We start from the raw sequence: 24515 nt of genomic DNA, 5'->3' as shown, positions 1-24515 counted from the left end.
CGGATGAGCACGCTTCGTCTGCTGACCGCGAGCGGGGAGACCACCAGCGTCGACCTGGCCGAGGGCGGCCGCTACACCCGGCCGGAGCACCCGCTCCGGAGCCGGGTCGCCTATGCCGCAGCCCACGTTGTGCCGCGGGTCGTCGCCGACAACACACCCGGCCGCCCCGCCGACATCGACTGGGATGCGACCCTCGCATTCCGGCGCAACGTCTACTCCTGGGGGCTCGGCGTCGCCGACGCCATGGACACCGCGCAGCGGAACATGGGGCTCGACGCCAGGGCGACGAGGGAGCTCATCGCCCGCAGCGCCGAGGTCGCCAGGGAGGAGGGCGGGCACGTCGTCGTGGGGGTCAACACCGATCACGTCGAGGACGCGACCCTCTCGATCGACGGGGTGATCGACGCCTACACGGAACAGCTGCACTTCACGGAGGAGCAGGGCGCCGGCCCGGTCCTCATGGCCTCCCGGCATCTCGCGAGGGCGGCCGTCGGCGCCGAGGACTATCGTCGCGTCTACCGCGCGGTGCTCGCCGCCGCGACCACGCCGGTGGTGCTGCACTGGCTCGGCCCGGCCTTCGACCCTGAGCTGGAGGGCTACTTCGGCTCGCCCGACTGGCGGACGGCCTCCGAGGTCCTCCTGGAGATCATCGCGGAGAGCCCGGACCGGGTCGCCGGGGTGAAGATGAGCCTCCTCGACGCGGAGTCCGAGGTCGCGGTGCGCGCGAGGCTGCCCCATGGCGTCCGGATGTTCACCGGGGACGACTTCAACTACGTCGGGCTCATCGGCGGCGACGAGGTTCCCGCGGCCACCCAGCCGGAGGGGACGGGGCATTCCGACGCGCTGCTCGGGGCCTTCGCGGCGATCACGCCCGTCGCGTCGGCGGCGATCCAGGCGCTCGACGCCGGGGACGCCGAGGCCTATCTGCGGATCCTCGGGCCGACCGAGGAGCTCAGTCGTCAGGTCTTCGCCGCGCCGACCTTCTACTACAAGACCGGCGTGGCCTTCCTCTCCTGGCTGAACGGCCACCAGCCCGCGTTCCAGATGGTCGGCGGACTGCACTCGGCACGGAGCCTCCCGCACCTCTCGCGCATCGTGGAGCTCGCCAACGGCGCGCTCGCCCTGGAGCGGCCAGAGCTCGCACGCGAGCGCTGGCACGGCATGCTCCGGCTGAACGGAGTGGACGCATGAACGTCCCCGACTCCCGCCTGTCGATCAACCAGGCGACGATCAAGCACGCTCCGCTCGACGAGGCGCTCCGCGTCACGGCCGAGGCCGGCGTGCAGAGCATCGGGCTGTGGCGGGAGCCCGTCGACCACGTCGGGCTCGATGTGGCGACGCGGATGCTCGCCGACTCGGGGCTCCGGGTGACCAGCCACTGCCGAGGCGGGTTCTTCACCCTTCCGGACGGGGAGCGTCGCCGCGCGGCTCTCGCGGACAACAGGCGGGCGATCGAGGAGACCGCGGCGCTGGCCGCGGCGGGGGCACCAGGATCGGTCGCTGTCCTGGTGCTGGTCGCCGGCGGGCTCCCGGACGGATCCCGCGATCTCCTCGGAGCACGGGATCGGGTGCGCGACGCGATCGGTGAGCTCGTCCCCGATGCCGCCGCCGCCGGCGTGACGCTGGCCGTCGAGCCGTTGCATCCGATGTACGCCGCCGACCGAGCCGTCGTCTCCACGCTCGCCCAGGCGCTCGACATCGCGGGAGACTTCGACGCCTCCGTCGTCGGCGTCGCGGTGGACACCTTCCACATCTGGTGGGATCCGCAGGTGCGGGAGCAGATCGCCCGTGCGGGCCGGGAGGGGCGGATCGCAACCTACCAGGTCTGCGACTGGCGGACCCCGCTCCCGGAGGACGTCCTGCTCGCGCGCCATCAGCCGGGCGCCGGGGTCATCGACTTCGCCTCGCTCACGGGGGCGGTGATCGACGCCGGCTACACGGGCGACGTCGAGGTGGAGATCTTCAACGCTGACATCTGGGCGCGGGACGCGGCGACGGTCGTCGGGGAGACGGTCGAGGCGTTCGCACGATCGGTGTCCCCGCATCTGCCGTGAGCGCTGTGCGAGCCATACGGGGCTGTGTGTGGGCCGTTGCGGCGGGCCCGCTAGGGTCGCCTCATGAGCTCTGAGGCGTCATCGACGCGTGCCCCCGCCCAGGGCACCGCGACCCCGTCCGTCCGCGCAAGCGCCCCGACGCTGCACGACGTCGCGCGGGAGGCCGGCGTGTCGCTCGCCACCGCCTCGCGGGTCCTCAACGGCTCAGCGCGGAAGGTCGCCGAGTCGTTCCGCGAACGCGTCGAGGGGGCGGCCGAGCGGCTCGGCTACACCGCCAACCTCTCCGCCCAGGCCACGGCCCGGGGCACGTCCCCGATCATCGCTCTGCTCGTCGCCGACATCGCGGACCCCTATTTCGGACTCATCGCCGCCGGCGTCGCGCGCGGCGCGGACGAACGCGGCCTCATCGTCACGATCGCGGTCACCGAGCGGGACCCCGCCAGGGAGGCCCGGATCGTCAGGGCCTTGCGCGGGCAGCGTCCACAGGGGCTGATCCTGGCGGCGTCCCGGCGCGGGGAGGAGGATGCGACGAGCGCCGAGCTCGCGGCCTTCACCGCCCTCGGCGGACGCGTGGTGAGCTTCGGCGAGAGCATCCTGGGGGAGCGGTCGATCGAGATCGACAACGTCGGCGGGGCCCGTCTCCTCGGCCGCGAGATGGCGGCTCTGGGCTATCGGGAGGCCGTCGTGCTCGGGGCGGCCGAGGGCATCCGGACGTCGGATGACCGCATCGACGGCTTCATCGACGGCTTCACCGATGGTGTCCGCGGCGGCGGGGGGCGCATCGTCCGGATCCATCGCGGAGACTTCACGCGAGAGTCCGGGGCGGCCTCGATGAGGCGGGCGCTCGCCGACGGCGTCGAGCCGGGCACGGTGGTGTTCGGGATGAGCGATGTCGTGGCGATCGGCGCGATGTCCGCGATCCGCGATGCCGGTCGTGAGGTCGGCGCGGACATCGCGGTGTGCGGGTTCGACGACGTTCCCGCCAGCCTCGACATGACCCCGCCGCTGACGTCGGTGCGGGTGCCGCTGACGGAGCTGGGCCATCAGGCGTTCCGGGCTACCGTCGACGCCGAATGGACCCCGGAGCCGCTGTCCCTGGACGTCGTCCTCCGTGCCAGCACGCCGCGGGTGGACGGGGACCGGGCATGACCCGGGTGGTGCTGGCTCCCGACGGCTTCAAGGGGTCGATCTCGGCGGCCGATGCCGCCGACGCCCTCGCAGAGGGATGGGCCGACGTCGATCCCGGTGCCGAGCTGCTCCTCCGACCGATGGCGGACGGAGGAGAGGGCACCGTCGCGGCGTTCGCGGCGGCCGTGCCCGGCGCGCGGACGATGCGGGTGACCGTCGAGGGACCGGCCGGCGCGCCTGTCGAGACCACCTGGCTCCTGCTCCCGCCGACGGCGGACGCCCCGGAGGGCACCGGCGTGATCGACCTCGCGTCCACCTCCGGCATCGAGCTGCTCGACGCGCCGAGGCCCTGGGACGCCGACACCACCGGGTTCGGGCAGGCGATCGCCGCCGCGCTCGCCCACGGCGTCTCCCGGCTGATCCTCGGCATCGGATCGAGCGCGTCGACCGACGGAGGCACAGGGTTCCTCGGCGCTCTCGGCGCGCGTCTCCTCGACGGCGGCGGCGCCCCGATCCCTCGCGGCGCGCGCGGCCTCGCCTCCGTCACCCTCGTCGATCGTTCGGAGCTGGTCGCCCCGCCGCCGACGCTCGTGCTCACCGATGTGACCAATCCCCTCACGGGCCCGCAGGGCGCCGCCGCCGTCTTCGGGCCGCAGAAGGGCCTCATCGCCGCCGACGCCATCGCCGAGGTCGACCGGGGCCTCGACCGCCTCGCCGCCCTCCTGGACCTGGACCCCCGGACCCCGGGCGCCGGCGCGGCCGGGGGAACGGGCGGAGCGCTCCTCGCCTGGGGAGCGACGCTCGCGCCGGGGGCGCAGGAGGTCGCACGCCTGGTCGGGCTCGCCGAGGCCGTGGCGGGTGCCGATGTCGTGATCACCGGCGAGGGATCCTTCGACGGGCAGTCCGGAGCGGGAAAGGCCCCCGCCTACGTGGCCGCCCTCGCCGCGGAGGCGGGCGTCCGCGTCGCGCTCGCGGCCGGGCGGATCGCGGGCGACGCCGATGTGTCGTCGTTCGCCGCGTCGACCTCGCTCGTGGAGATCGCCGGCTCCACCGCCGCCGCGCTCGGCCATCCGGCCCGACACCTCCGCACGGCGGGATCGACCCTCGCACGCATGCTCCTCGGCTGAGCTCGGGCGCCCATCGAACGACAGAGGGGGCCTCGACCAGAACGGTCGAAGACCCCCTCCGCGTGGGCGATGCCTGCGTGGGCGATGCCTGCGTGGGTCAGACGGTCGCGGTCCCGGAGAAGTTCACGGTTCCGGCGCCGAAGACGACCGCGCCGGTCGCGAGCGCGTGGAGGTTCCAGCTGAGCGTCATCGGGCACTCCAGGCTCAGGCCGACGCCGTACTGGAGGGTCGTGGTCACCGTCACGGTGAGCGTCTGCGGGACGACCGGGTACGGCGGGATGCCGCCGATCGAGCCGCCGTTCGGCAGGAGCACGTTGGTGAACAGGAAGGCCGCGGGGAAAGCGCCGACGGTGGAGATGTTGCCGGCGCCGACGCCGAGTCCGACCGACGAGTTGTAGCTGTTGCCGTCGGACATCGTCAGCGTGGCCTGGGTCACCACGAAGGTGAAGGCGGGCTGGAAGATGTTCTGGAAGTCGATGCCGCAGCTGGTGCCGTCGAGACCGAACACGTTCGGCATCGCGATCGCGCCGCGGTTGCCGGCGACGATGGCCTGCGAGGTCCACGCCCCGGCGATCGCCCCGCCGATGATCGGAAGGCCGGCCTTGATGCAGGTCGGGCAGAGGGGGGTCGAGGCGGATGCCATCGGCGCGGCGGTCGCGGCGGCGACCACGGGGACCGCCCAGGCGGCGGTCTTCATGATGCTCCGGCGGCTGACGCCGGTCGGCTGCGCATCGGTGGGGGTGACGTTCTCGTTCATCGTCGTCGTTCTCCGTTCGAAAAAACGCTGCGGAGGACTCTGGCGGGGCGGCCTCCAAGGGACGTAACCGATCATTCTGAGAGGGGGCGATGCCGAGGCGGAAGATGTCGCCCAGAGATCGGAAGTCGTCGTCGGCTGATCCATCCGGCGGTCCCTTGCGCGAGGGACAGGAGAGGGCCGGCCGTCGCCGGTGGCGTAACAGGAGGTCGCATTCCGGGGCGGATCCGGCCCGGTCGTGGCACTCTCTTTGGACATCCGTGCGCACATCGCCGCGCGGACCGAGAGGAGCCGCATGCCCGCCGACACCGCCCGCTTCGCCACCCGGGCGGTTCACGCGGCCCGCGTCAGGGACACGGCGAACGCCAGGGCGACGCCGATCTATCTCACGGCCGGCTTCGAGTTCGACGATTTCGCGCACGCCGCCGATCACTTCGGCACGGGGACCGGATTCGGGTACACCCGGACCGGCAACCCCACGGTGCGCGCGGTCGAGCGTCAGCTCGCCGCCCTCGAGTCCGGCGCCGACGCCCTCCTGGTCGCGAGCGGCCAGGCCGCGGTATCCACGGCGCTGCTCACGGTCGCCGGGGCCGGCGACCACATCGTCTCCTCCACGCACGTCTACGAGGGCACGCGCGGTCTGCTCGCGGACAGCCTCGCACGCCTCGGCATTCAGACGACGTTCATCGACGACATCGCGGATCCGCAGGCGTGGCGTTCCGCGATCCGCCCGAACACGCGCGCGCTCTTCGCGGAGTCGATCGCCAACGCGCGCAACGACGTCCTGGACGTCGCCGCCATCGCACGGGTCGCCGATGAGGCCGCGATCCCCCTGATCGTCGACAACACGCTCGCCACGCCGTTCCTGCTGCGTCCGATCGAGCACGGCGCCGCCATAGTCGTACACTCCGCCTCCAAGTTCCTCGCCGGTCAGGGGTCCGTGCTCGGCGGCGTCATCGTGGACGACGGGCGTTTCGACCAGGCCACGGCGGGGCGAAACGCGCCGCACCTCCTCCTCCCCGGCCCCGGCGGCCTCGCGAGCACGGCGGAGCGGCACGGCGGGAACGCGCGCATCGCCTATGCCAGGGAGTCCGTGGCCCCGCGTTTCGGGCCTTCGCCCTCACCGCTGAACGCCTTCCTGATCGGTCAGGGCGTCGAGACCCTCGGGCTGCGGGTCGAGAGGCAGTCCCGCAACGCCCTCGACGTCGCACGATGGCTCGCCGCGCAGGAGTCGGTCGAGTCGGTCGACTATGCCGGCCTTCCCGGCCACCCGGAGCACGCGCGCGCGGAGCGCTACCTCGACGGGGGTTTCGGGTCGGTGTTCACGTTCACCCTGCGCGGAGGGCTGGCGGCGGCGCGGAGGGTCGTGGAGACGGTGCGGGTCTTCACCCACATGACCCACATCGGCGACGTCCGCTCCCTCGTGCTCCATCCCGCCACGACCAGTCACGTGCTCCGGACGGACGAGGAGCGCGCCGTCCTGGGGGTCGCCCCGGGGACCCTGCGCCTGTCGATCGGCATCGAGGACGTCGACGATCTCATCGAAGACCTCGCCGAGGCGCTCCCGACCGCGAAGGAGAACGCAGCATGACCGCCAGACCGCAGCACTTCGGATGGTTCCTCGCCCGTGGATTCGGCCCGCAGGGGTGGGGCTATCCCTCCCTGGACTGGGACTACGACTGGACGAGGCCGGACATCTACCAGGAGGCGGCCAGGACGCTGGAACAGGCCGGGTTCGACCTGGTCATCATCGAGGACGCGCCCTCGCTGGGATCGCCCTCCACGATCGACCTGCGGGTCAGGCACGCCTTCGGCGGCCCCAAGCACGACCCGCTGCTGCTGGCCCCCTACCTCTTCCAGGCGACCGAGCACCTCGGCGTCGTGCCGACGGTCAATCCGGCCGCGTACCTCCCGTACACCGCCGCCCGCCAGTTCGCTACGCTCCAGCATCTGAGCGGCCACAGGCTCGGGCTGAACGTCGTGACCGACACCGGCAGCGCACGACACTTCTCGGATGCGCCGCAGCTGGGTCACGACGAGGCCTACGACCGGGCCGAGGAATGGCTGGCGGGGATCAGGGACCTCTGGCGCAGCTGGGATGAGGGGGCGCTCGTGGCCGACCGCGGCAGCGACGTCTACGCGGACGGCACGAAGATGCGCGCGGTCCGCCATCGGGGAGACCGGTTCTCCTTCGACGGCCCCTTGAACGCCCTGCCGTTCACCGACGGCGAGCCGGCGATCGTCTCGCCTGGCGGGTCGGGGAGGGGACTGGGCTTCGCCGGGGCGAACTCGGACGTCCAGCTGGCGCTCGCGCCCCTGCACGAGGCCTCGGTCCGCGCCTACCGGACCAGGATCCACGACGCGGCCCGCGCGGCGGGCCGGCGTCCCGAGGACATCAAGATCCTGTTCGCGATCCAGCCGGTCATCGTGTCCTCGGCCGAGGAGGCAGACCGGATCGTCTCCGCGTCCCTCGACCCCGACGACGCCGCACTGCTCCAGATCGCGCGGAAGCAGTCCAGCGATCTGGAGACGGACCTCACGGCCCTGGATCCGGACCAGCCGCTGGACCTCTCGGTCTTCGGCGCCCACGTCTCACAGGGGAGCATCCAGCGCCTGCTCGGAGACCGTGGTGAGAAGGCGCCGCTGCGCGCGCACCTGGCGGCCCTCGCCCGGGCCGGCCGGATCTCCGACCGGACGGGATTCGTCGGCACCGCGGAGGAGTTCGCCGATCTCGTCGAGGAGCTGGGCGAATGGGGCAACGACGGCGTGCTGTTGTGGGGCGACTTCCACCCGGTGACGCTGCACCGCACGCTGGACGAGCTGGTCCCGGTGCTGCGGCGCCGGGGGATCCTCCGGCGCGAGTACGCGCCGGGAGGGCTCCACGCCAACCTCCGGGCGTTCTGAGCGCTCACCCTCTCGGACCGGGTTCCTCAGAGCGACCAGCGCGTTTAGAGCGACTGGCGCCTTAGTCCGACCGGCCTCTCAGGCCGCGTCCGAGGGGGGAGCGCTCAGGCGGACGAGGTGTCCCGGTGCGATCTCCCGCAGGTCTCCGATCGTCGTGATCGTGTCCGCCTCGTCCGCGCCGACGCGGGCGAGGCGCTCGCGGGCGATCTCCGGCTCCCGCACGAGCATGGCCTCCAGCAGTCGTCGGGTGTACGGGTGCTGCGGGGAGTCGAAGATCTGCGCGGTCGGTCCGAGCTCGACGACGCGGCCGCGATACATCACCGCGGTACGGCGGGCGATCTCACGGACCACCGACAGGTCGTGCGAGATGAACAGATAGGTGAGCCCGAGCTGCCGCTGCAGGTCGCGCAGGAGGTCGGCGACCTGTGCCTGGGTCGACCTGTCCAGGGCCGACACGGGCTCGTCGCACACGATGAACGAGGGGCGGACCGCGATGGCCCGCGCGATCGCGATGCGCTGGCGCTGCCCGCCGCTGAAGGACCGGGGGAGCCGTGCGGCGGCGTCGGCCGGGATGCCGACCCGCTCCAGCGCCTCGATCGCGCGCTCGACGGCGTCGGGCGCGCGGAGGACCTGCAGCGGCTCGAGGACCTGCTGCAGCGCGGAGCGCGTCGGGTTCAGCGACGAGTAGGGATCCTGGAAGATGATCTGCATGTCGCGCTGCCGCAGGCGCCTCCGTGCGGGGGACATCGCGGTGAGATCCTCGCCGCGGTAGTGCACGGACCCCGAGGTGGGGCGTTCGAGCTGAAGGATCGCGCGACCGAGGGTGGACTTCCCGCTTCCGGACTCGCCGACGACGGCCAGCGTCTCCCCCTCCTCGATGTCGAGCGTCACGTCGTCGACGGCGACGAGGCTGCGCGCGCCCCTGCCGCGCCCCCGTACCCGGAACTCCTTGCGGAGGGCGTCGACCCGGATGAGGGGATCCTGGTGGGCCGTCTCCGCCGTCGCCGCGTGCTCTGCCTGCTGCTCAGTCATCATGCGTCTCCGCTCCCGGCGTCGCGGCGAGGAGCTCTCGCGTGTAGGGGTGCTGCGGATCGGCGAACACCGTCTCGGTCGCGCCGGTCTCCACGACGTGCCCGTCCTTCATGACCGTCACGCGGTCGCACAGCGCGGCGACGACGCCGAGGTCGTGCGTCACGATCACGATCGTGAGGCCCTGCTCGCGCTGCAGGCGCGCCAGCAGGGCGAGGATCTGCGTCTGGATCGTGGCGTCCAGCGCGGTCGTCGGCTCGTCGGCGACCAGGATCTCGGGGCGGGCGAGCAGAGCCATCGCGATCAGGGCCCGCTGGCGCATCCCGCCGGACAGCTCATGCGGGAACTGACGCAGCACGCGGTCCGGATCGGGGATGCCGACGTCGTCGAGCGCGGCGGATGCGCGGCGCCGGGCCTCGGCACCGCGCACGCCCTGGAACCTGCGCACGACCTCCGTGAGGTGCCCGCCGATCCGGCGCAGCGGGTCGAACGACGTCAGCGGATCCTGGAACACCATCGCGATCGGCAGGCGCGGCGCGCGGGCAGACGCTCCGACCTCGGCGCCGTCGAAGGCGAGACGGCCGAAGGAGGCGGTCGCGCGATCCGGGAGGATGCGCATGAGCGCGCGGAGCAGCATGGTCTTGCCGGAGCCGGACTCGCCGACCACGCCCATCACGGTGCCGCGTCCGACGGCCAGGTCCACATCGTGGAGGATCCGTACCGTCTCGCCGTCGGGGCGGACGACGTCCACCGAGAGGCCGCGGACGTCCAGCAGCAGGTCGCTCATCGGCCGCCCTCCCGGAGCACGGCGGCACGGAGGCCGTTGCCGACGACGTTGGTGCAGAACACCGTGACCGCGATCAGGAGACCGGGCACGACGGCCAGCAGGGGCGCCTTCTGGAGCGAGCCCTGCGCCGCGTTGAGCAGGCTTCCCCAGGAGGCGAGCGGGGCCTGGATGCCCATGCCGAGGAAGCTGAGCGCGGACTCCGTCATCATCGCGTTGCCGACCGTCGCGGTCGCGGCGACGACGATCGTGGGGACGGCGGCGGGCAGGATGTGGCGCACGATGATCCGCAGCGGACGCTCGCCGACGAACGCGGCATAGCCGACATAGGTCCGCTCCCGCGCGGAGAGCGCCTCGGCGCGGACCAGGCGCGCGGTGTCCATCCAGCTGAGCAGGCCGATGATCAGGATGATGGTCCACAGGCCGGGGCGGAAGAACACGCTCGCCACGATCACGAGCACCATCCACGGCACGGACGAGAGCAGATCGACGAGCCGCATGAGCAGATCGTCGATGAAGCCGCCGAAGTAGCCCGCCACGAGGCCGACGACGACGCCGACCGTCATCGACGCGACGGTCGCGGCAACCCCCACGAACAGGGAGATCCGCCCTCCTTCGAGGACGCGGACGAGATAGTCGCGACCGAGGTCGTCGGTGCCGAGCCAGTGCGCGGCGCTCGGTCCCGTCCAGCGCTGGTCGGTGTGCGAGGTCGTCCCGTCGAACGGCAGCAGCGGCGAGAGGACGCAGAGCGCGGCGATGACGGCCAGGATCACGAGGGCCGCGACCGTCCCGGGACGGCGCAGCATGCGTGCCAGGACCGAGTCCTCTGTCGTGCGGATGCGGCGAGGGCGTTCCGCCGGGGTGGTCGAGGTGGTCATCGTGCCCTCCTTCCCAGGCGGATACGGGGATCCGCCGCGACGTAGAGCAGGTCTGCCAGAAGGTTGCCGAGCACGACCAGGACGGCCGACAGGAGCAGGACCGTGAGGATCACCGGATAGTCCAGGCTCGACGAGGCGGTGAGCAGGTACTCGCCGACGCCCGGCCACCCGAAGATCGACTCGGTGACGATCGCGCCGGTCACGAGGATCGGCACGGCGAGGCCCACCTGGGTGATGACGGGAAGGAGCACGTTGCGGCTGACGTGCCGCGAGAGGATCGTCCAGCGACCGGCGCCGAACGCGCGCTGGACGAGCACGTAGTCCTCGGCCTGCTGGGTGGCCGCGGCCGCTCGGACGTAGCGGGTGAGGTTGGGGAACAACGCGACGACGAGCACCAGGAACGGCATCGCGAAGTGCGCGAGGTAGTCCGCGTAGTCGGTGCGCCCGACGCTGTGCATCCCGAGGATCGGGAAGGCGCGCAGCTGGAACCCGAAGACGAAGATCACCAGCAGCGCGAACCAGAAGGTCGGCGTCGCGATGGCGACGGAGCAGACGCCGTCGATGATCCGGTCCAGGCGGCTGCCCGGACGGGAGCCGGCGGCGAGTCCCAGGACGATCGCGAGGATGAACGCGGTGAGGTATGCGGGGCCGATCAGCGCGATCGTGTTCGGGATGCGCGTGGCGAGGTCGGCGGCGATCGAATGGCGGCTCACGAGCGAGTAGCCGAAGTCGCCCTGGACCACGTTGCCGAGCCAGAGCCCGTACTGCACCCACAGCGGCTGGTCGAGGCCGAACTTGGCGCGCATCGCCTCCTTCGTCGCCTCCGACATCGACGGCGTGGTGATCGCGTCCACCACGTCGTAGCCGGCCGTGTTGATCAGGGCGAAGATCACGGCGGTGACGATCAGCAGCATCGGGACGAGCTGCGCCAGCCGCCGCGCGGCGAACATGAGCATTCCCCGGTCTCCTTCCGCTGTCTGTGCGCACGCAGGATCGTGCGCGTCCCTCAAGGATCATGCCGCAGAACGCCCGCCCCTCGGGATCCGTCGGGCGGATGCCGAGGGCGGGCGACCTGCGTCAGCTCACTGGACCTTGAGCTTGCCGAAGTTCTCCAGCGTGTAGATCGGGACCGGCGTCGCGTCCTCGACACCCGTGATCCGCTTGTTCACCGCGAGGATCTTCTTGTTGTCGGCGATGGGGTAGAAGACCGCGTCCTCGGCGATCTTCTGCTGCAGCTCCGCATAGGTCGCCGTGCGGGCGTTCTTGTCGAGCTCCGCCGCTCCCTTGTCGAAGAGGGCGTCGACGGCCGGGTTCGAGTAGGAGAAGTAGTTCGCCGAGGCTCCGGTGCGGAACAGCGCGCTGTAGGCGTCCGGGTCGTTGCCCATGATGTAGCCACCGAGGAAGAGGTCGAACTGCGAGTCCTTGCCCTTCTGCACCTCGGGGGTCAGGGCGTTCGGGTCGACCGCCTGGAGCTCGACGGTGATGCCGGCCTTCGCGGCCTGCTCCTGGATGAGGGTCGCTTCCGTCTGCTGCGCGGGATCGTTCGCGCTGTAGCCGAGGGTCAGGGCCGGCGTCGCGCCGGCGAGGAGCTTCTTGGCCGCGTCCACGTCGGTGTCGTACTTCTCCACGTCGGCCGTCGCGAACGGGTTGCTCGGGGGGAGGATCGAGTAGGCCTCGGCGTAGTAATCGGGGCTCAGGAACGCCCCGTCGCCGATCTGCGCGCGGTCCAGGCTCGTGAACAGGGCCTTTCGGACGTTCACATCGGGCACCTTCGCCGCGTTCACGCCGAGGTAGGCGACTCGGCCCTCCGCATAGGGGTAGGTGGTCACGTCCGTGCCGGCGAACTCCTCGACCTGGGCGGGCGTGACGAACGAGGCGTCGACCTCGCCGGTCTGGAGAGCCGTCTTCACGGTGTCGGCGTTGGAGACGATCCGCAGCGTGAGGTCCTTGATGTTCGGGGCATCGCCGTAGTAGTTCGGGTTCGGCTCGAACCGGAGGTACTCGCCGCGCTTGTACTCCGTGAGCCGGTACGGACCCGAGCCGACGGCGGCGGGATCGAGCGCAGTGACCGAGAAGTCCGTGACCGCGCCGTAGACGTGCTTCGGGATGATGTAGGTCTCGGTGGCGATGTTGCTGATCGCGGCGGCGCTGACGCTCGGGAGGTGGAAGACCACGGTCCGCGCGTCGGTCGCCTCGGCGGTGATCGGCTTGTCGCCGACGTACAGCAGGTCGGCGTTGCCGTTCTCCCGGATCGCCTTGTTCGTGTAGGTGAAGACGACGTCGTCCGCGGTGAGCGGCTCGCCGTCGGACCACTTGAGCCCGTCCTTCAGCGTCACCGTGACGGACAGGCCGTCGGCGGCGGGCTCGATCGACTCCGCGAGCTCGTTGACGACCTTCCCGTCGCCCTCGACGCGGGCGAGCGGCGAGTACACGATGTTCGAGAACGTGAGCCCCCAGCGGTCGCTCGCGTTGATGGGGTTCGTCGAGGACGGGTCCGAGGCGATCACATAGGTGAAGCTGCTCCCGGTCGTCCCCGCGGACGCGGCGGTCCCGGCGGCGTCGCCGGTGGCGGGGGCGCAGGCCGTGAGGGCCAGGCCGGTCGCTGCGACGATGGACAGGACGGTGGCGATGCGGTGGCGTCGCGCCATAGGAGGGCTCTCTTCGCTGTGGATGACAGATGTGCGGCCGTGCTCGGGAAGACGGCCTTCGAGGATAACCACGAGGTGCGGCCGATCCATTCCGGATGTAACGCCGTATGACGCGATCACGGCCGTGGCGCTCCGCGGCCACTCACGAGAACAGCGCGACGACTCGCATCGACCGCATTGCGGTTCGCACACCAACGATCCAGGTAGCCCAGAGGGTGGAGAGCCGCGATGTCTACGCGGCTGAGGAGTACGGGCGCGTCCCCTAAGACGCCTTGTCGCGGTGAACGACGACGTCGCTGCCGTTGAAGGTCACACGGATGTTGGTTCCTTCAGGGAACTCGTCTCGCAGGGCTTCGGGAGCAGCGGGCCCTACGGCGAACTTGACGAACGCGTCTTCGGACTTCGGTGCGCAGCTGCCTTTTATCTGGTCGTTGATCACGACCATCAGGCAGTGGTCCTCCTCGGGGCTCGGGTCCTTTACCGTCGACGTCCCGATCATCACGCCGTGGAAGTCCTCGTAGCGCGTCTCCGCACCCTTGCCGATCGCGTACTTCTCTGGCCAGGGCGATGATGATACGGACACCGTGGCGATACGCCCTTCGTCTCTTGTGATCCAGGCCCAGCCGACCCAGACCGCGGCGACGACGAGAACGAGTGCGATTCCGCCGGCGATATACCAGCGTGGACGTGAAGATGATGCGGTTCCTGATTCAGCCATGAGAGTTCCCTCAATTGACGAGAACTGCGCCACCGTAGGTCATGGTGTCGAAGTCGAGCAGCACCTGGACGTTCTGAGTGGGGCTCGCCATCGCGATGATCTTGTCGATATCCGCCTGGCTCTGAGTGGCACCGATCTTCTGGAGCTCGGCCGGTGAGAGGACTTCATCCACTCGCGTGACCACAGTCTCATCGGTCTGACTGGAGTCCGTCGCGTCCGGCGGGGTACCGGGAGAGGAACCGCCGTCGGGGAAGGCCGGCCCCGCGGCGAAGCCTGCCGACAAGACCATCGCAGCGGCGAGCGCCGAGACCTGGAAAGCAGTGCTGAATTTCTTCACTTCTACCCCCGTGTATGGTGAATTTCTTGCTACGAGATCGTCGCAGTTGCAAAACCGAGAGTTGCCCGGCATCTCGTGGCCGTTTCAGCATTCGCCTTTGCGAACCCGCATTTGAGACGATATGACAGTAGGCTGTGTAACGATTGAATCGTTGCCTGTTTGTGATGAGTGTCAGAGGTCCGTGCGATCGCAGCTCGATCCGGTGCGTGGGGTCTTCAACCCCCAGCTGACGCTTTCGGCGGCTGCGCTCCGTCGCGAACCGCGGTCATTCGCTCAGAGGGCGCGGACGGGCTGGCGAAGGAGGGTCCGCAGCTTCTCCGGCGCGGTCCTCCGCGGATCCTTGAAGTAGATCTCGTGGTGCGTGCCGACCATCTCCAGACCCTCGCCGGGGATGAACTCGTCATGCATCCGCGCGAGCACGTCGGCCTCGTCGTCGAAGGAGCCGACGTGAAGGGTCTGCACGCACCGGCCCTCCGAGAGCGTCGCGAGACGGACGTCGTCGAGTCGTGCGGGACGGTCCTTCGCGCCGGCTCGCGCGATGGCGCGATCGAACATCTCCTCGTCGATCCAGTCGGGGGTCATGATCATCATCGTCCAGTCCCACCGGCTCTTGTCCCGTGCGGCGGTGAAGGCCTCCATGTCCGCGGACCACCACAGGCCCTCGAGCGGCATCACGACGTAGTCCCGCCCCAGCTCCTGCTTGCTCGCGAACTTCAGCGTGTAGGCGACCGGGTAGAGCGCGGCGAGGGCATCCGCGTAGGCGGGCGAGCTGTTCGGGTCGCCGTGGCCGTCGACCATGAGGTACTGCATGTCGGGGACATCGAGCATCCGGAACCGCCCCTGCCTGGCGTGGTAGGAGTCGAGCTCCTTCTTGAAGTCGATCTTTTCGGTCATCAGAGCACCTGGACTCGGCTGGCGAGCCACGACCTTTCCGCCTCCAGGAGGCATAGCGAATAGGAGAAGACCTCGCGGGCGGCGAGGGGCAACGGGGACTGCTGCTCCTCGGCGGCGGTGATCGCGGCGAGACGCGCGTCGATCTGCCGCAGACGGGCGAGCAGCGTCGCCTCGTACTCGCCCTCCGGGATCAATGGGAGGTTGGCGAGCCCGACGAGGAAGGGGTGCGGGGGAGTTCGGACCTCGGCGAGCAGCGCCCTGGCGTTCTCGGATGCGGCACCGTACGCCGCTGAGGTGGGATGGAAGATGCGACGGGCACGCGATCCCGCCGGACGCTCCCTGACCTCGACGAGCCCCTTCTTCTCGAGCTTGGCGAGCAGGTAGTAGATCGAGGAGAAGCCGATGTCGGTCCACTGACGGATCCCGCGCTGCTCGATCACCTGCTCCAGGTCATAGCCGTGCTGGGGGCGTTCGATGAGAAGCCCCAGGATCGTCAGCTCGGAGGCGGTCAGAGTCATGGCCATACTCTAGCACTAGAATAATCAGCCGATCCCGCACGATGGTCGGCCCAGATGCAGGTCGATTCCCCGGATGGCGGGAGTCCCCGGCCGGACCGGGCCGTCAAACGGGGGATTTCCCGCCATCCGGGTCGCATGCGCAGTGCCGGATCGCACGCGCAGCGCCGGATCGCATGCGCAGTGCCGGATGGTGGGCGCAGTGCCGGATCGGACAGCGACTGTAGCCATTTCCGACGCCGTGGGGCGCTGGGCGCGGTTCGCCTCCGGCCCGCCCGCAGTCTTGTTCTCCGTGCGGGATCACCGCACGCATACGGAACGAATGGGGAGATACATGGCTGAAGTGAGTCGTCGAAGCGTCGTCAAGGGCGCCGCATGGAGTGTGCCGGTCATCGCGGCGGCGGTGGCCGTCCCGACCGCGACCGCATCCCCCGAGGTCATCCCCTGGAACCTCCAGGTCGAGGGGTCCTGCTCGGGGCTGATCGGGATCACCTCGGGCGGCGGGTTCATCCTGACGAACACCGGATCCGAGCCGATCCCCGGGGGCACCGTGTTCGCCTGGACCGAGCAGTACGACGTGACCGGAGAGCTGATCTGGCGCTCGCTCTCCAAGAGCTGGGTCGACAACGACACCGGCCTCACCTGGTGGGACCGCTCCTCGGACGGGTTCACCTTCTCGCGGTGGAGCAGCTGGACGAGCGATGACCCGTGGTGGGCCGTGATCAAAACGGACCGCAAGAGCCGCACGGTGACGTACGTCGTCCCCGCCGAGGGGTTCGCCCCTGGGGCCCGCGTCAGCACAGGATGGCAGACGGCCCTCATGCACTCGACCTTCTCGGCGAAGTTCGTCTTCACCTCCGGCAACGGCGGTGCGATCACGGGCGATGAGAGCGTGGAGTTCCGGCCCAACCTCATCGTCGGGTGCAACGTGCAGGACCCGAAGAGCCTCTCCGACGAGGAGCTGGCGGTGCTGGCGCCGGACCTGAGCGCGGAGGAGCTCGAGACGCTCAAGCAGGAGATCGCGCGCCAGACCCCCTGAGACCGCCCCGCCGTGTTGAGACCGCCTCCGCCGTGTTCGGGCGAGCGGGGGCGAGGGGTGGGAAGGCGTCTCGGGGGAGGCGCCTTCCCACCGTTTCCGCCGGCGTACGACGAGGCTCCGTGACGGGGGACCCGTGGCGCGGCTCCGTGATGTAGGCCGCGTGATGCGGAGCCGGTCAGCCGGCGCGGCCGTCCCGATGGCGCTCGGCCTGACGGACGAGATCTTCGAAGAGGCCGCGGTCGGCCGCGTCCTGCTCCGGATGCCATTGGACGCCGACCGCGTACCGGTCCTCCCGGGGATCCTCGACGGCCTGCACCAGGTCATCGTCGCTCCGGGCCGTGACGATGAGACCGTCGCCGACCCGCTCCACGCCCTGATGGTGGTGGCTGTGGATGACGCGCCGACCGCTCCCGACCGCGGTCGAGAGGCGTGATCCCTCCGGCACGTCGACGGGGTTCTCCGCGAACCTTCCGCCCCCGGCGCGGTACCTGTCCGTCCCGAGGGTCTCGGGGAGGTGCTGGTGCAGGGTCCCGCCGCGGACCACGTTGAGGAGCTGGAATCCCCGGCAGATCGCGAGGAGGGGCAGCCGGAGTCGTTCGACCTCGCGTAGGAGCGCGGTCTCCCAGGAGTCGCGGCTCTCATCCGCCGGATCGGACTCCGGATGCCGGGGGCGTCCGTAGATCGCTGGATCGATGTCGTAGCCGCCGGTGAGGATCAGGCCGTCGATGCGATCCAGGACCGCCGCCGCGTCCCCGGGGCGGGTGAGCGGCGGAAGAAGGACGACGGTGCCGCCGGCCGCGCCGACCGGGTCGATGTACGAGGCGTGCAGGAACGCCGCGCGCGCATCCCACACCCCCTGCTGGATGCGGTCGAGGTAGGTCGTGAGACCGATGACCGGGCGACTGCGCGGTGGCGCGCCGTCCTGTTCCGCTGCCTTCATCTGTGCGTCCTCTCTGGGCGAAGCGACCCCGTCGCGATGCTGCTCCTCCGGCCCGCGGGAGGGCGTCAGGATGCGCCTCCGGAGCGGTCCGAGACGGCCACGTCGGAGGGTTTCCCCGGTGTTCGTCGACGGGTTGACGAATCGGGGGTCGTCAAGCATAATGACTGATTAGCGAGCGCTAAGTCAAGAGCGTGAGGTCGAAGGTGACCCGCGCAGATCGCATACATCAGATCGTCTGTCCGGGTCCGGTTCCCGACCGGCCCCCAAAAGCTGGGAGAAGATCATTCACACGCTACGAAACCCACGGATCGGCCAGGGGCGTCCCGACGCCCGACGGCCCCTTCCCCGCGTCCTCGGCGTCCTCGCCGTCGTCTCCGCCGCCTTCGCGGTCTCCGCCTGCACGGCGGGCCCGCCGACGGCAGAGGCGACGGGGGAACCCGTCAAGGGGGGAGCGATCACCGTCGGGGTCAGCATCGACCCCGGCTGCATCGACCCGCACCAGACCTCGGCGATCGCCGCGCAGGAGATGCTCGGGCAGACCGTCGACCGTCTCACCGATCAGAACTCCGAGACCGGCGAGATCGTCCCCTACCTCGCCGAGTCCTGGGAGATGGGCGCGGACGGACGGTCGTTCACGTTCCACCTCCGCGACGGCGCGACGTTCAGCGACGGCACGCCGGTCGACGCGACCGCGGTCAAGGCGACTTTCGACGGCCTTGTCGCGCTGGGCGCCAAGGCGCCCAGCGCCTCCCAGGCGCTCGCCGGATACGGCGGAGTCACCGTGATCGATGACCGGACGGCCGAGATCAGCTTCGATCAGCCCAACGCGCAGTTCCTCCAGGCCACCTCGACGGCGACGTTCGGCATCGTGTCCGCCGCGAGCGCCGCGAAGACGCCGGAGGAGCGGTGCGCGGACGGCGTCATCGGCTCCGGTCCGTTCGTCCTGTCCTCCTACGTCCACAACGACCAGCTCCAGCTGAAGAAGCGCGACGGCTACGCCTGGGGCTCGTCCGCCCGGGAGAACAAGGGGGAGGCCTACCTCGACGAGGTGACCTTCAAGATCATCCCCGAGCCGGGTGTGCGCGCCGGCGCGCTGACCTCCGGCACCATCCAGATCGCCTACGCCCTCCAGGACCAGAGCGTCCCGGTGGTGGAGGCCGCAGGGCTGAAGACGATCATCAAGCCCTACCCGGGCATGCCGGTGAGCGCGGTGTTCAACATGGCGAGCCCGCTCGGCTCCGACCCCGCGGTGCGCGAGGCGGTCATGCTCGCGGTCGACCGTGCCGACATCGCCGCAGTGGTCGGGAGCGCCGGCTCGCCGGCCGCGACGTACCTGTCGGCGACCACGCCAGGGGCGTCCGACATGGGCGACGTGATGAAGACGGATGTGAAGAAGGCGGAAGAGGTCCTGGACTCCGCGGGCTGGAAGCTCGGGAGCGACGGCGTCCGGGAGAAGGACGGCGTCCGGCTCTCCCTCCGCCTGCCGTTCTTCTTCCTCCCGGCGCCGGTCGAGCTCCTCCAGCAGCAGCTCGCCAAGGTCGGCATCGATGCCCAGCTGCGCCAGCTCCCGGTCGCCGACTACACGAGCGTCCTCACCCAGGGCGACTTCGACGTCACGACCACGAACTGGGGAACGGCCGACGCCTCCGCGCTCGCGTCCCTCGCGAGCAGCCGCTACGGGCAGCAGGATCCCGCATTCCTCGAGCTGCTCACGAAGCAGAACAGCGAGACGGACCCCGGCAAGCGCGCGAAGATCACCGAGGAGGTCCAGCGCTACATCTACGAGAAGGCGTTCGCGGTGCCGATGTTCTTCGTGAACACGGTCTTCGGCGTCGCGGCGGACCTCAACGGGGTCGCCCTCGACGGGTCGAGCAGACTCGTGCTCTCCAGCGCATGGCTTCAGAAGGCGAAGTGACCATCGCCGTTCCCGGGCCTCGCCGAGGCCCGGGAACGGCGGAGGGACCGGGCGGGAAAGGGACAGGAGGTCGTCGATGATCAGGTATGTGGCCTTCCGGCTGCTCCAGGGGCTGTTCGTGGTCTGGGCGGCCTTCACGGTGTGCTTCGTCATCCTCTATCTGCTGCCATCCGACCCCGCCGAGATCATCGCGAACAAGGGCGTCGAACAGGGCGGCGAGCCCGATCCGGCCCAGCTCGCCCAGCTCCGCAGCGAGCTGGGCCTTGATCGGCCGATCCTGGTCCAGTACATCTCGCAGATCGGCGGCTTCCTCGTCGGCAGCTGGGGTCGTTCGTTCGCCAACGGCAAGCCGGTGATCGATCTGATCGCGGGGGCGTTCCCCGGGACCGCGACGATCGCGCTGTTCGCGCTCATCGTCGGGACCGTCATCGGCGGCGTCATCGCCCTCGCCGCCGCGTACACCCGCTCGGCCCGGCTCCGGTCGATCCTGGAGACCCTGCCGTCGCTGGGCGCGTCCCTGCCGACCTTCTGGGTCGCGCTGCTGCTCATGGACCTCTTCGCGTTCCGGCTCCGGATCCTCCCGCCGCTCGGCTCGGAGGGAGCGGCCACCATGGTGCTGCCGACCCTGGCCCTGGCGGTCCCGGTCGCCGCCGCCGTCGGGCAGGTCCTCACCCGTGGGCTGCTCACGGCGATGGACGAGCCGTACGTCGACGTCGCCGTCGCCAAGGGGCTGGGTCGTCTGCGACTGCTCACCGTCCACGTCCTCCGGGCATCGGCGCTCCCGGCGCTCACGATCCTCGGAGTCCTCGTCGGGCAGCTGCTGGCCGGGGCCGTCGTGGTGGAGACGGTCTTCGCGCGGCAGGGGTTCGGCCGTCTGATCAATGAGGCGGTGAGCTCACAGGACATCCCTCTCGTCCTCGGCCTCGTCGTGTTCTCGGCGATCGTCTTCGTCATCGTGACCCTCGTCGTCGATGTCCTCTACGTCGTCGTGGACCCTCGTCTGCGCGTCCAGGTCCGTCGCCGACGCAGCCAGCCCATCGGGGCGGGAGGAATCTCATGACCATCACCGAGACCCAGAGCATGGCGGCCCAGCGCGCTGACGGAGCTCGCCGTCGGCGGTCGCCCCTGAGGCGGGCGCTCGGCTCCGCGGGGCGGAACGTCGGGCTCGTCCTGGCGAGCGCCTATGTCCTCCTCGTCATCGCCTGGGTGACGCTGCCCGGCCTGTTCACCTCCCACAGCCCCATCGAGGGCGTCGTCGCGGAGCGCCTGCGCCCGCCGTCCCTCGACCACCTATTCGGAACGGACGGTCTGGGACGCGATCTGTTCTCCCGCGTGGTCTATGGAGCGGCGAACTCGGTGTCGGCGGTGCTCATCGCCGTCGCGATCGCCGCGGTCGTCGGATCGGCGATCGGCCTGCTCGCCGGATTCTCCGGACGAAGGGTCGAGGACGCCCTGATGCGCGTCGTCGACACGCTCCTCGCGATCCCCGCGCTGCTGCTGTCGATGACCATCATCGTCGTGCTGGGATACGGCCTGGTCAACATCGCCGTGGCCGTCGGGGTGGCGAGCATCGCGAGCTTCGCCCGGCTGATGCGCTCGGACGTCGTGCGGGTCCGCAACGAGCTCTACGTGGAGGCCGCCCGCGCGGCGGGCGTCCGCTGGGGCGCGGTCCTGCTGCGACACGTCCTGCCCAACGCGATCGGGCCGGTCCTCGCCCTCGTCGCGCTCGAGTTCGGCATCGCGATCCTCGCGGTCTCCGCCCTGAGCTTCCTCGGCTACGGGGCACCGCCTCCCTCGCCGGAGTGGGGCAGGCTCGTCGCGGACGGGAGGGACTTCATCGCCACCTCCTGGTGGATCGCGACCCTGCCGGGTCTGGCGATCACGCTCCTCGTGCTGTCGACGAACCGCATCTCGAAATTCATCACGGAGGCGCACCGATGATCCCTGCAAGCCCGTCGACCGGGCGTCACGACGATGGGGGCCCCGCGCCGCTGCTGACGGTCCGGGACCTCGACGTCTCCTACCGCACGCGCGGCGCGGTCGCCGACATCGTGCAGGGCGTCTCCTTCGATGTCATGCCCGGTGAGGTCGTCGCCCTCGTCGGCGAGTCGGGATCGGGCAAGAGCACGATCGCGCAGACCCTCATCGGAATGCTCTCCCGCAACGGGACGGCCCGCGCGGGCACCCTCGAGTTCGACGGTCAGGACCTCCTGAACCGCACCGAGCGCGAGTGGAGGCGTCTCCGGGGCGATCGGATCGGCTGGGTCCCGCAGGATCCGATGAGCTCGCTGAACCCCGTGATCCGGATCGGCGCCCAGGTCGCCGAGCCCCTGATGATCCATCGGGGGCTGTCCAAGGCCGCCGCCCAGGAGGCCGCGGTCGGGCTGCTGGAGGGGGCGGGGCTGACGGATCCCGCCGCTCGCTCCCGTCAGTATCAGCATCAGCTCTCGGGCGGCATGCGGCAGCGGGTGCTGATCGCGATGGCGACGGCCTGCGGTCCGCAGCTCCTGATCGCCGACGAGCCGACGTCCGCGCTCGACGTGACGGTCCAGCAGCACATCCTCGACCAGCTCTCGGGGTTCGTCCAGGCCCAGGGCATGGCGATGCTCCTGGTCACGCACGATCTCGGCGTCGCCTCCGATCGCGCTGACCGGCTGCTCGTGATGAACCGCGGGCGGATCGTCGAGCAGGGGCCGACGGCGGATGTGCTGAACCGCCCGCAGGATCCGTACACCCGCCGGCTCCTGGCCGCGCTGCCCGGCTCCCGGCCGTTCCGCAGCGCACAGGTCCCGAGGGAGGAGGGCACCGAGCGTCCGGCGCCCCCGCTGCTGGAGGCGCGTGCGATCCGCAAGGAGTTCGCGCTCCCCGGCTCCGCGCGGCAGAGCATGGTCGCGCTCGACGAGGTGTCGCTGACGATCGCGCGCGGACGCACGCTCGGCGTCGTCGGCGAGTCCGGCTCGGGCAAGTCCACCCTCGCCCGCATCGCGCTGCGCCTCGAGCAGCAGGACCGGGGCGAGATCCTCTTCGACGGGGAGGACATCTCCGGCCTGAAGGGGGAACGACTGCGGCAGGTGCGGCGGCGCATGCAGGTCGTCTACCAGAACCCGTTCACCTCGCTGTCGCCGCGGATGACCGTCCGGGAGATCGTGGAGGAGCCGTTGCGCGCCTTCGGGGTGGGGAGCCGAGCGGAGCGACGCTCGCGTGCGGAGGGGATGATCGACCGGGTGGCCCTCCCGTCCGGTGTCCTCACCCGGCGCCCGAGGGAGCTCTCCGGCGGTCAGCGTCAGCGCGTGGCGATCGCCCGCGCGCTGATCCTGGAGCCGGACCTGCTCGTCTGCGACGAGCCGACCAGCGCCCTCGACGTCTCGGTGCAGTCGCAGATCCTCCTGCTCCTCGACGAGCTGCAGGGGGCGCTCGGACTGGGGATCATGTTCATCTCGCACGACCTCGCGGTCGTCAAGGATATCGCGCACGACGTCATGGTGCTCCGGCGAGGGGTCATGGTCGAGAGCGGCGCCGTCGAGCGCGTGTTCCTGCGCCCTGAGGAGGACTACACCAGGGAGCTCCTGGCGGCCGCCCCCGGTACGATCGCCATACGCGAGGAGTCGGGACAGCCGGACACCGAGAGGTCGGAAGGGACTCGCCCATGAGCGGGGAGACGACGACGGAGGGCGGCACCGAAGCGGTCGTACGCACGGCCTACGACCGGGACGCCGCCCTCGACCCGCGTGTGTCCGCGCTCCTCACGGAGGAGGCAGCGACCCGCTGGGCACTGGGGAGGTCGGGATACGCCCCGATCCTCTACACGCTGTCCGACGGTGAGCGCACCGCGGCACTGCTCACCTCCGCCCGCCCGGGAACGGGGGCGTTGAAGATCGTCGACCTCCTCACCGACGACGCCTCGCTCGGGGTGCGGCTCCTCGCCGCCGTCGTCGAGGACGCCCGCTCCGACGGGCGCGTCTGCGTGAAGTGGGAGACCCGCGACCGGCGATCGATCGTGCGGGCCGAGGAGCACGGTTTCGTTCCGCTGCCCGCGCCGATCAGGTCGGGACCGGGGACGGAGCAGCCGGAGCACGCCTTCGTCCTCTGGCTCGACGGATCGGTCGCGGCACGGCCGATCCCGTACTACCGGCAGACGGTGGAATACACCTGCGGGCCGGTCTCCTCGCTCCTCGGAGCGGCCCTCCTCGCGCCGGCGCGGATCGGCGTCGAACGCACCTGGAACGAGAACCACGACGTCGAGATGGCGGTCTGGCGGCGGGCGACCATGTCGTTCCCCTGCGAGCCCTACGGCCTCGTGGTCGCCCTCAGGGAGGCGCTGCTCACGGTGGAGCAGGCGGGGATCCAGCTCTTCACGGACAGGGAGACGCCCTTCGTCGTGCCGGTCGCCGCGGGCTTCAGGGACGAGGTCCGTGCGGCGCTGTCCGATGAGCTGCGCGAGTGGTACGACGCAGAGCTCGCCGAGTTCCGGACGCGCACCGTCGGCCTCCAGGACGACCTGCGGCGCAGGGCGCGCGAGCTGGGGATCCCGGTGCGCGCGGTGCGCCTCACCGCGCGGGAGATCGCGCAGGAGGTCGAAGGCGGAGGCGTGGCCCTCGTGATGATCTCCCAGGGGATCATGCACCCGGGGAACGGGGGCGGCCACTGGATCGTCCTGCACGGGACCGCCGGCGGGATGCTCCTCGCCCAGGACCCGTGGGTCGACGCCGACGCCGGCGAGACGTGGGTCGACGGGAGCCTTCTGCCGATCCCGGAGGCGGCGCTCGACGAGATGTCGCTGCTCGGCGGTGCCGAGCCCTATCGCGCGGTCATCCTGCTCTCCCCGCCGGACGCCGATCGGTCCTGACCCGC

23 protein-coding genes are annotated in these 24515 nt (G+C 70.5%); 12 read left to right on the top strand and 11 right to left on the bottom strand.

The window, feature by feature from the left end; translation table 11 throughout:
• Positions 1-3: 3 nt before the first annotated feature.
• The 4 genes from J2Y69_RS14870 to J2Y69_RS14855 all read left to right on the top strand — a co-directional run bounded on the left by J2Y69_RS14870 (position 4) and on the right by J2Y69_RS14855 (position 4309).
• Positions 4-1191: a dihydrodipicolinate synthase family protein gene (locus tag J2Y69_RS14870; RefSeq protein WP_310022144.1), complete on the top strand. Its 1188-nt coding sequence runs from the start codon at positions 4-6 to the stop codon at positions 1189-1191.
• Complete coding sequence (locus tag J2Y69_RS14865; protein ID WP_310022142.1) at positions 1188-2054, top strand: sugar phosphate isomerase/epimerase family protein; 867 nt, start codon at positions 1188-1190, stop codon at positions 2052-2054. The genes J2Y69_RS14870 and J2Y69_RS14865 overlap by 4 nt, the downstream gene beginning before the upstream one ends.
• Before the next feature lie 63 nt (positions 2055-2117).
• Positions 2118-3203 carry a LacI family DNA-binding transcriptional regulator gene (locus tag J2Y69_RS14860; RefSeq protein WP_310022140.1) on the top strand — a complete coding sequence of 362 codons (1086 nt, stop codon included), beginning with the start codon at positions 2118-2120 and terminating at the stop codon, positions 3201-3203.
• On the top strand, positions 3200-4309 hold the full coding sequence (locus J2Y69_RS14855) for a glycerate kinase (protein WP_310022139.1): 1110 nt from the start codon (positions 3200-3202) through the stop codon (positions 4307-4309). The genes J2Y69_RS14860 and J2Y69_RS14855 overlap by 4 nt, the downstream gene beginning before the upstream one ends.
• A gap of 97 nt (positions 4310-4406) precedes the next feature.
• On the opposite strand, the gene J2Y69_RS14850 is transcribed toward J2Y69_RS14855, so the two are convergent.
• Positions 4407-5066 (bottom strand): hypothetical protein, encoded by a 660-nt coding sequence (locus J2Y69_RS14850; RefSeq protein ID WP_310022137.1) that lies wholly within the window; start codon positions 5064-5066, stop codon positions 4407-4409.
• Between the two features lie 292 nt (positions 5067-5358).
• On the opposite strand from J2Y69_RS14850, the gene J2Y69_RS14845 reads away from it, so the two are divergent.
• Together J2Y69_RS14845 and J2Y69_RS14840 are read left to right on the top strand one after the other, a co-directional pair.
• On the top strand, positions 5359-6654 hold the full coding sequence (locus J2Y69_RS14845) for an O-acetylhomoserine aminocarboxypropyltransferase/cysteine synthase family protein (RefSeq protein ID WP_310022135.1): 1296 nt from the start codon (positions 5359-5361) through the stop codon (positions 6652-6654).
• On the top strand, positions 6651-7967 hold the full coding sequence (locus J2Y69_RS14840) for an LLM class flavin-dependent oxidoreductase (RefSeq protein WP_310022133.1): 1317 nt from the start codon (positions 6651-6653) through the stop codon (positions 7965-7967). Before J2Y69_RS14845 ends, J2Y69_RS14840 begins: the two co-directional genes overlap by 4 nt.
• Positions 7968-8045: 78 nt before the next feature.
• On the opposite strand, the gene J2Y69_RS14835 is transcribed toward J2Y69_RS14840, so the two are convergent.
• The 9 genes from J2Y69_RS14835 to J2Y69_RS14795 form a co-directional block, all read right to left on the bottom strand.
• Positions 8046-9002: an ATP-binding cassette domain-containing protein gene (locus J2Y69_RS14835; protein ID WP_310022131.1), complete on the bottom strand. Its 957-nt coding sequence runs from the start codon at positions 9000-9002 to the stop codon at positions 8046-8048.
• On the bottom strand, positions 8992-9783 hold the full coding sequence (locus tag J2Y69_RS14830) for an ABC transporter ATP-binding protein (RefSeq protein WP_310022129.1): 792 nt from the start codon (positions 9781-9783) through the stop codon (positions 8992-8994). Before J2Y69_RS14830 ends, J2Y69_RS14835 begins: the two co-directional genes overlap by 11 nt.
• Positions 9780-10658 carry an ABC transporter permease gene (locus tag J2Y69_RS14825; RefSeq protein WP_310022128.1) on the bottom strand — a complete coding sequence of 293 codons (879 nt, stop codon included), beginning with the start codon at positions 10656-10658 and terminating at the stop codon, positions 9780-9782. Before J2Y69_RS14825 ends, J2Y69_RS14830 begins: the two co-directional genes overlap by 4 nt.
• Positions 10655-11614 (bottom strand): ABC transporter permease, encoded by a 960-nt coding sequence (locus tag J2Y69_RS14820; protein WP_310022126.1) that lies wholly within the window; start codon positions 11612-11614, stop codon positions 10655-10657. The genes J2Y69_RS14825 and J2Y69_RS14820 overlap by 4 nt, the downstream gene beginning before the upstream one ends.
• 126 nt (positions 11615-11740) lie before the next feature.
• A complete protein-coding gene (locus J2Y69_RS14815) occupies positions 11741-13306 on the bottom strand; it encodes an ABC transporter substrate-binding protein (RefSeq protein WP_310022124.1) in 1566 nt (521 codons plus the stop codon).
• Between the two features lie 262 nt (positions 13307-13568).
• A complete protein-coding gene (locus tag J2Y69_RS14810) occupies positions 13569-14024 on the bottom strand; it encodes a hypothetical protein (protein ID WP_310022122.1) in 456 nt (151 codons plus the stop codon).
• A gap of 10 nt (positions 14025-14034) precedes the next feature.
• Positions 14035-14361: a hypothetical protein gene (locus tag J2Y69_RS14805; protein WP_310022119.1), complete on the bottom strand. Its 327-nt coding sequence runs from the start codon at positions 14359-14361 to the stop codon at positions 14035-14037.
• A 273-nt stretch (positions 14362-14634) separates the two neighbouring features.
• The gene (locus J2Y69_RS14800) at positions 14635-15255 is read right to left on the bottom strand and encodes a GyrI-like domain-containing protein (RefSeq protein WP_310022117.1); all 621 of its coding nucleotides are present in this window, start codon (positions 15253-15255) and stop codon (positions 14635-14637) included.
• Positions 15255-15773 (bottom strand): PadR family transcriptional regulator, encoded by a 519-nt coding sequence (locus J2Y69_RS14795; RefSeq protein WP_310022115.1) that lies wholly within the window; start codon positions 15771-15773, stop codon positions 15255-15257. Before J2Y69_RS14795 ends, J2Y69_RS14800 begins: the two co-directional genes overlap by 1 nt.
• Positions 15774-16104: 331 nt before the next feature.
• Here J2Y69_RS14795 and J2Y69_RS14790 point away from each other — a divergent pair, with 331 nt between their 5' ends.
• Positions 16105-16809, top strand: coding sequence for a hypothetical protein (locus J2Y69_RS14790; protein WP_310022113.1), 705 nt, complete (start codon positions 16105-16107; stop codon positions 16807-16809).
• 175 nt (positions 16810-16984) lie between these two features.
• Here J2Y69_RS14790 and J2Y69_RS14785 read toward each other — a convergent pair whose 3' ends face one another.
• Positions 16985-17749: a gamma-glutamyl-gamma-aminobutyrate hydrolase family protein gene (locus J2Y69_RS14785; RefSeq protein WP_310022111.1), complete on the bottom strand. Its 765-nt coding sequence runs from the start codon at positions 17747-17749 to the stop codon at positions 16985-16987.
• Between the two features lie 526 nt (positions 17750-18275).
• Between J2Y69_RS14785 and J2Y69_RS14780 the strand changes: the two genes are divergently transcribed.
• The 5 genes from J2Y69_RS14780 (at position 18276) to J2Y69_RS14760 (ending at position 24510) form a co-directional block, all read left to right on the top strand.
• Positions 18276-19664, top strand: coding sequence for an ABC transporter substrate-binding protein (locus tag J2Y69_RS14780; protein WP_310022109.1), 1389 nt, complete (start codon positions 18276-18278; stop codon positions 19662-19664).
• Between the two features lie 76 nt (positions 19665-19740).
• A complete protein-coding gene (locus J2Y69_RS14775) occupies positions 19741-20724 on the top strand; it encodes an ABC transporter permease (protein WP_310022107.1) in 984 nt (327 codons plus the stop codon).
• Entirely contained in the window at positions 20721-21605 is an 885-nt protein-coding gene (locus tag J2Y69_RS14770; RefSeq protein WP_310022105.1) for an ABC transporter permease, read from the top strand. The genes J2Y69_RS14775 and J2Y69_RS14770 overlap by 4 nt, the downstream gene beginning before the upstream one ends.
• Positions 21602-23314 (top strand): ABC transporter ATP-binding protein, encoded by a 1713-nt coding sequence (locus J2Y69_RS14765; RefSeq protein ID WP_310022103.1) that lies wholly within the window; start codon positions 21602-21604, stop codon positions 23312-23314. Before J2Y69_RS14770 ends, J2Y69_RS14765 begins: the two co-directional genes overlap by 4 nt.
• On the top strand, positions 23311-24510 hold the full coding sequence (locus J2Y69_RS14760) for a peptidase C39 family protein (RefSeq protein ID WP_310022101.1): 1200 nt from the start codon (positions 23311-23313) through the stop codon (positions 24508-24510). Before J2Y69_RS14765 ends, J2Y69_RS14760 begins: the two co-directional genes overlap by 4 nt.
• Positions 24511-24515 lie beyond the last annotated feature (5 nt).

Source organism: Microbacterium resistens, from assembly GCF_031456305.1.
Lineage (GTDB): Bacteria > Actinomycetota > Actinomycetes > Actinomycetales > Microbacteriaceae > Microbacterium > Microbacterium resistens_A.
The sequence above is the reverse complement of the archived record's forward strand: the minus strand, read 5'-3'. Positions and strand labels throughout refer to the sequence as shown.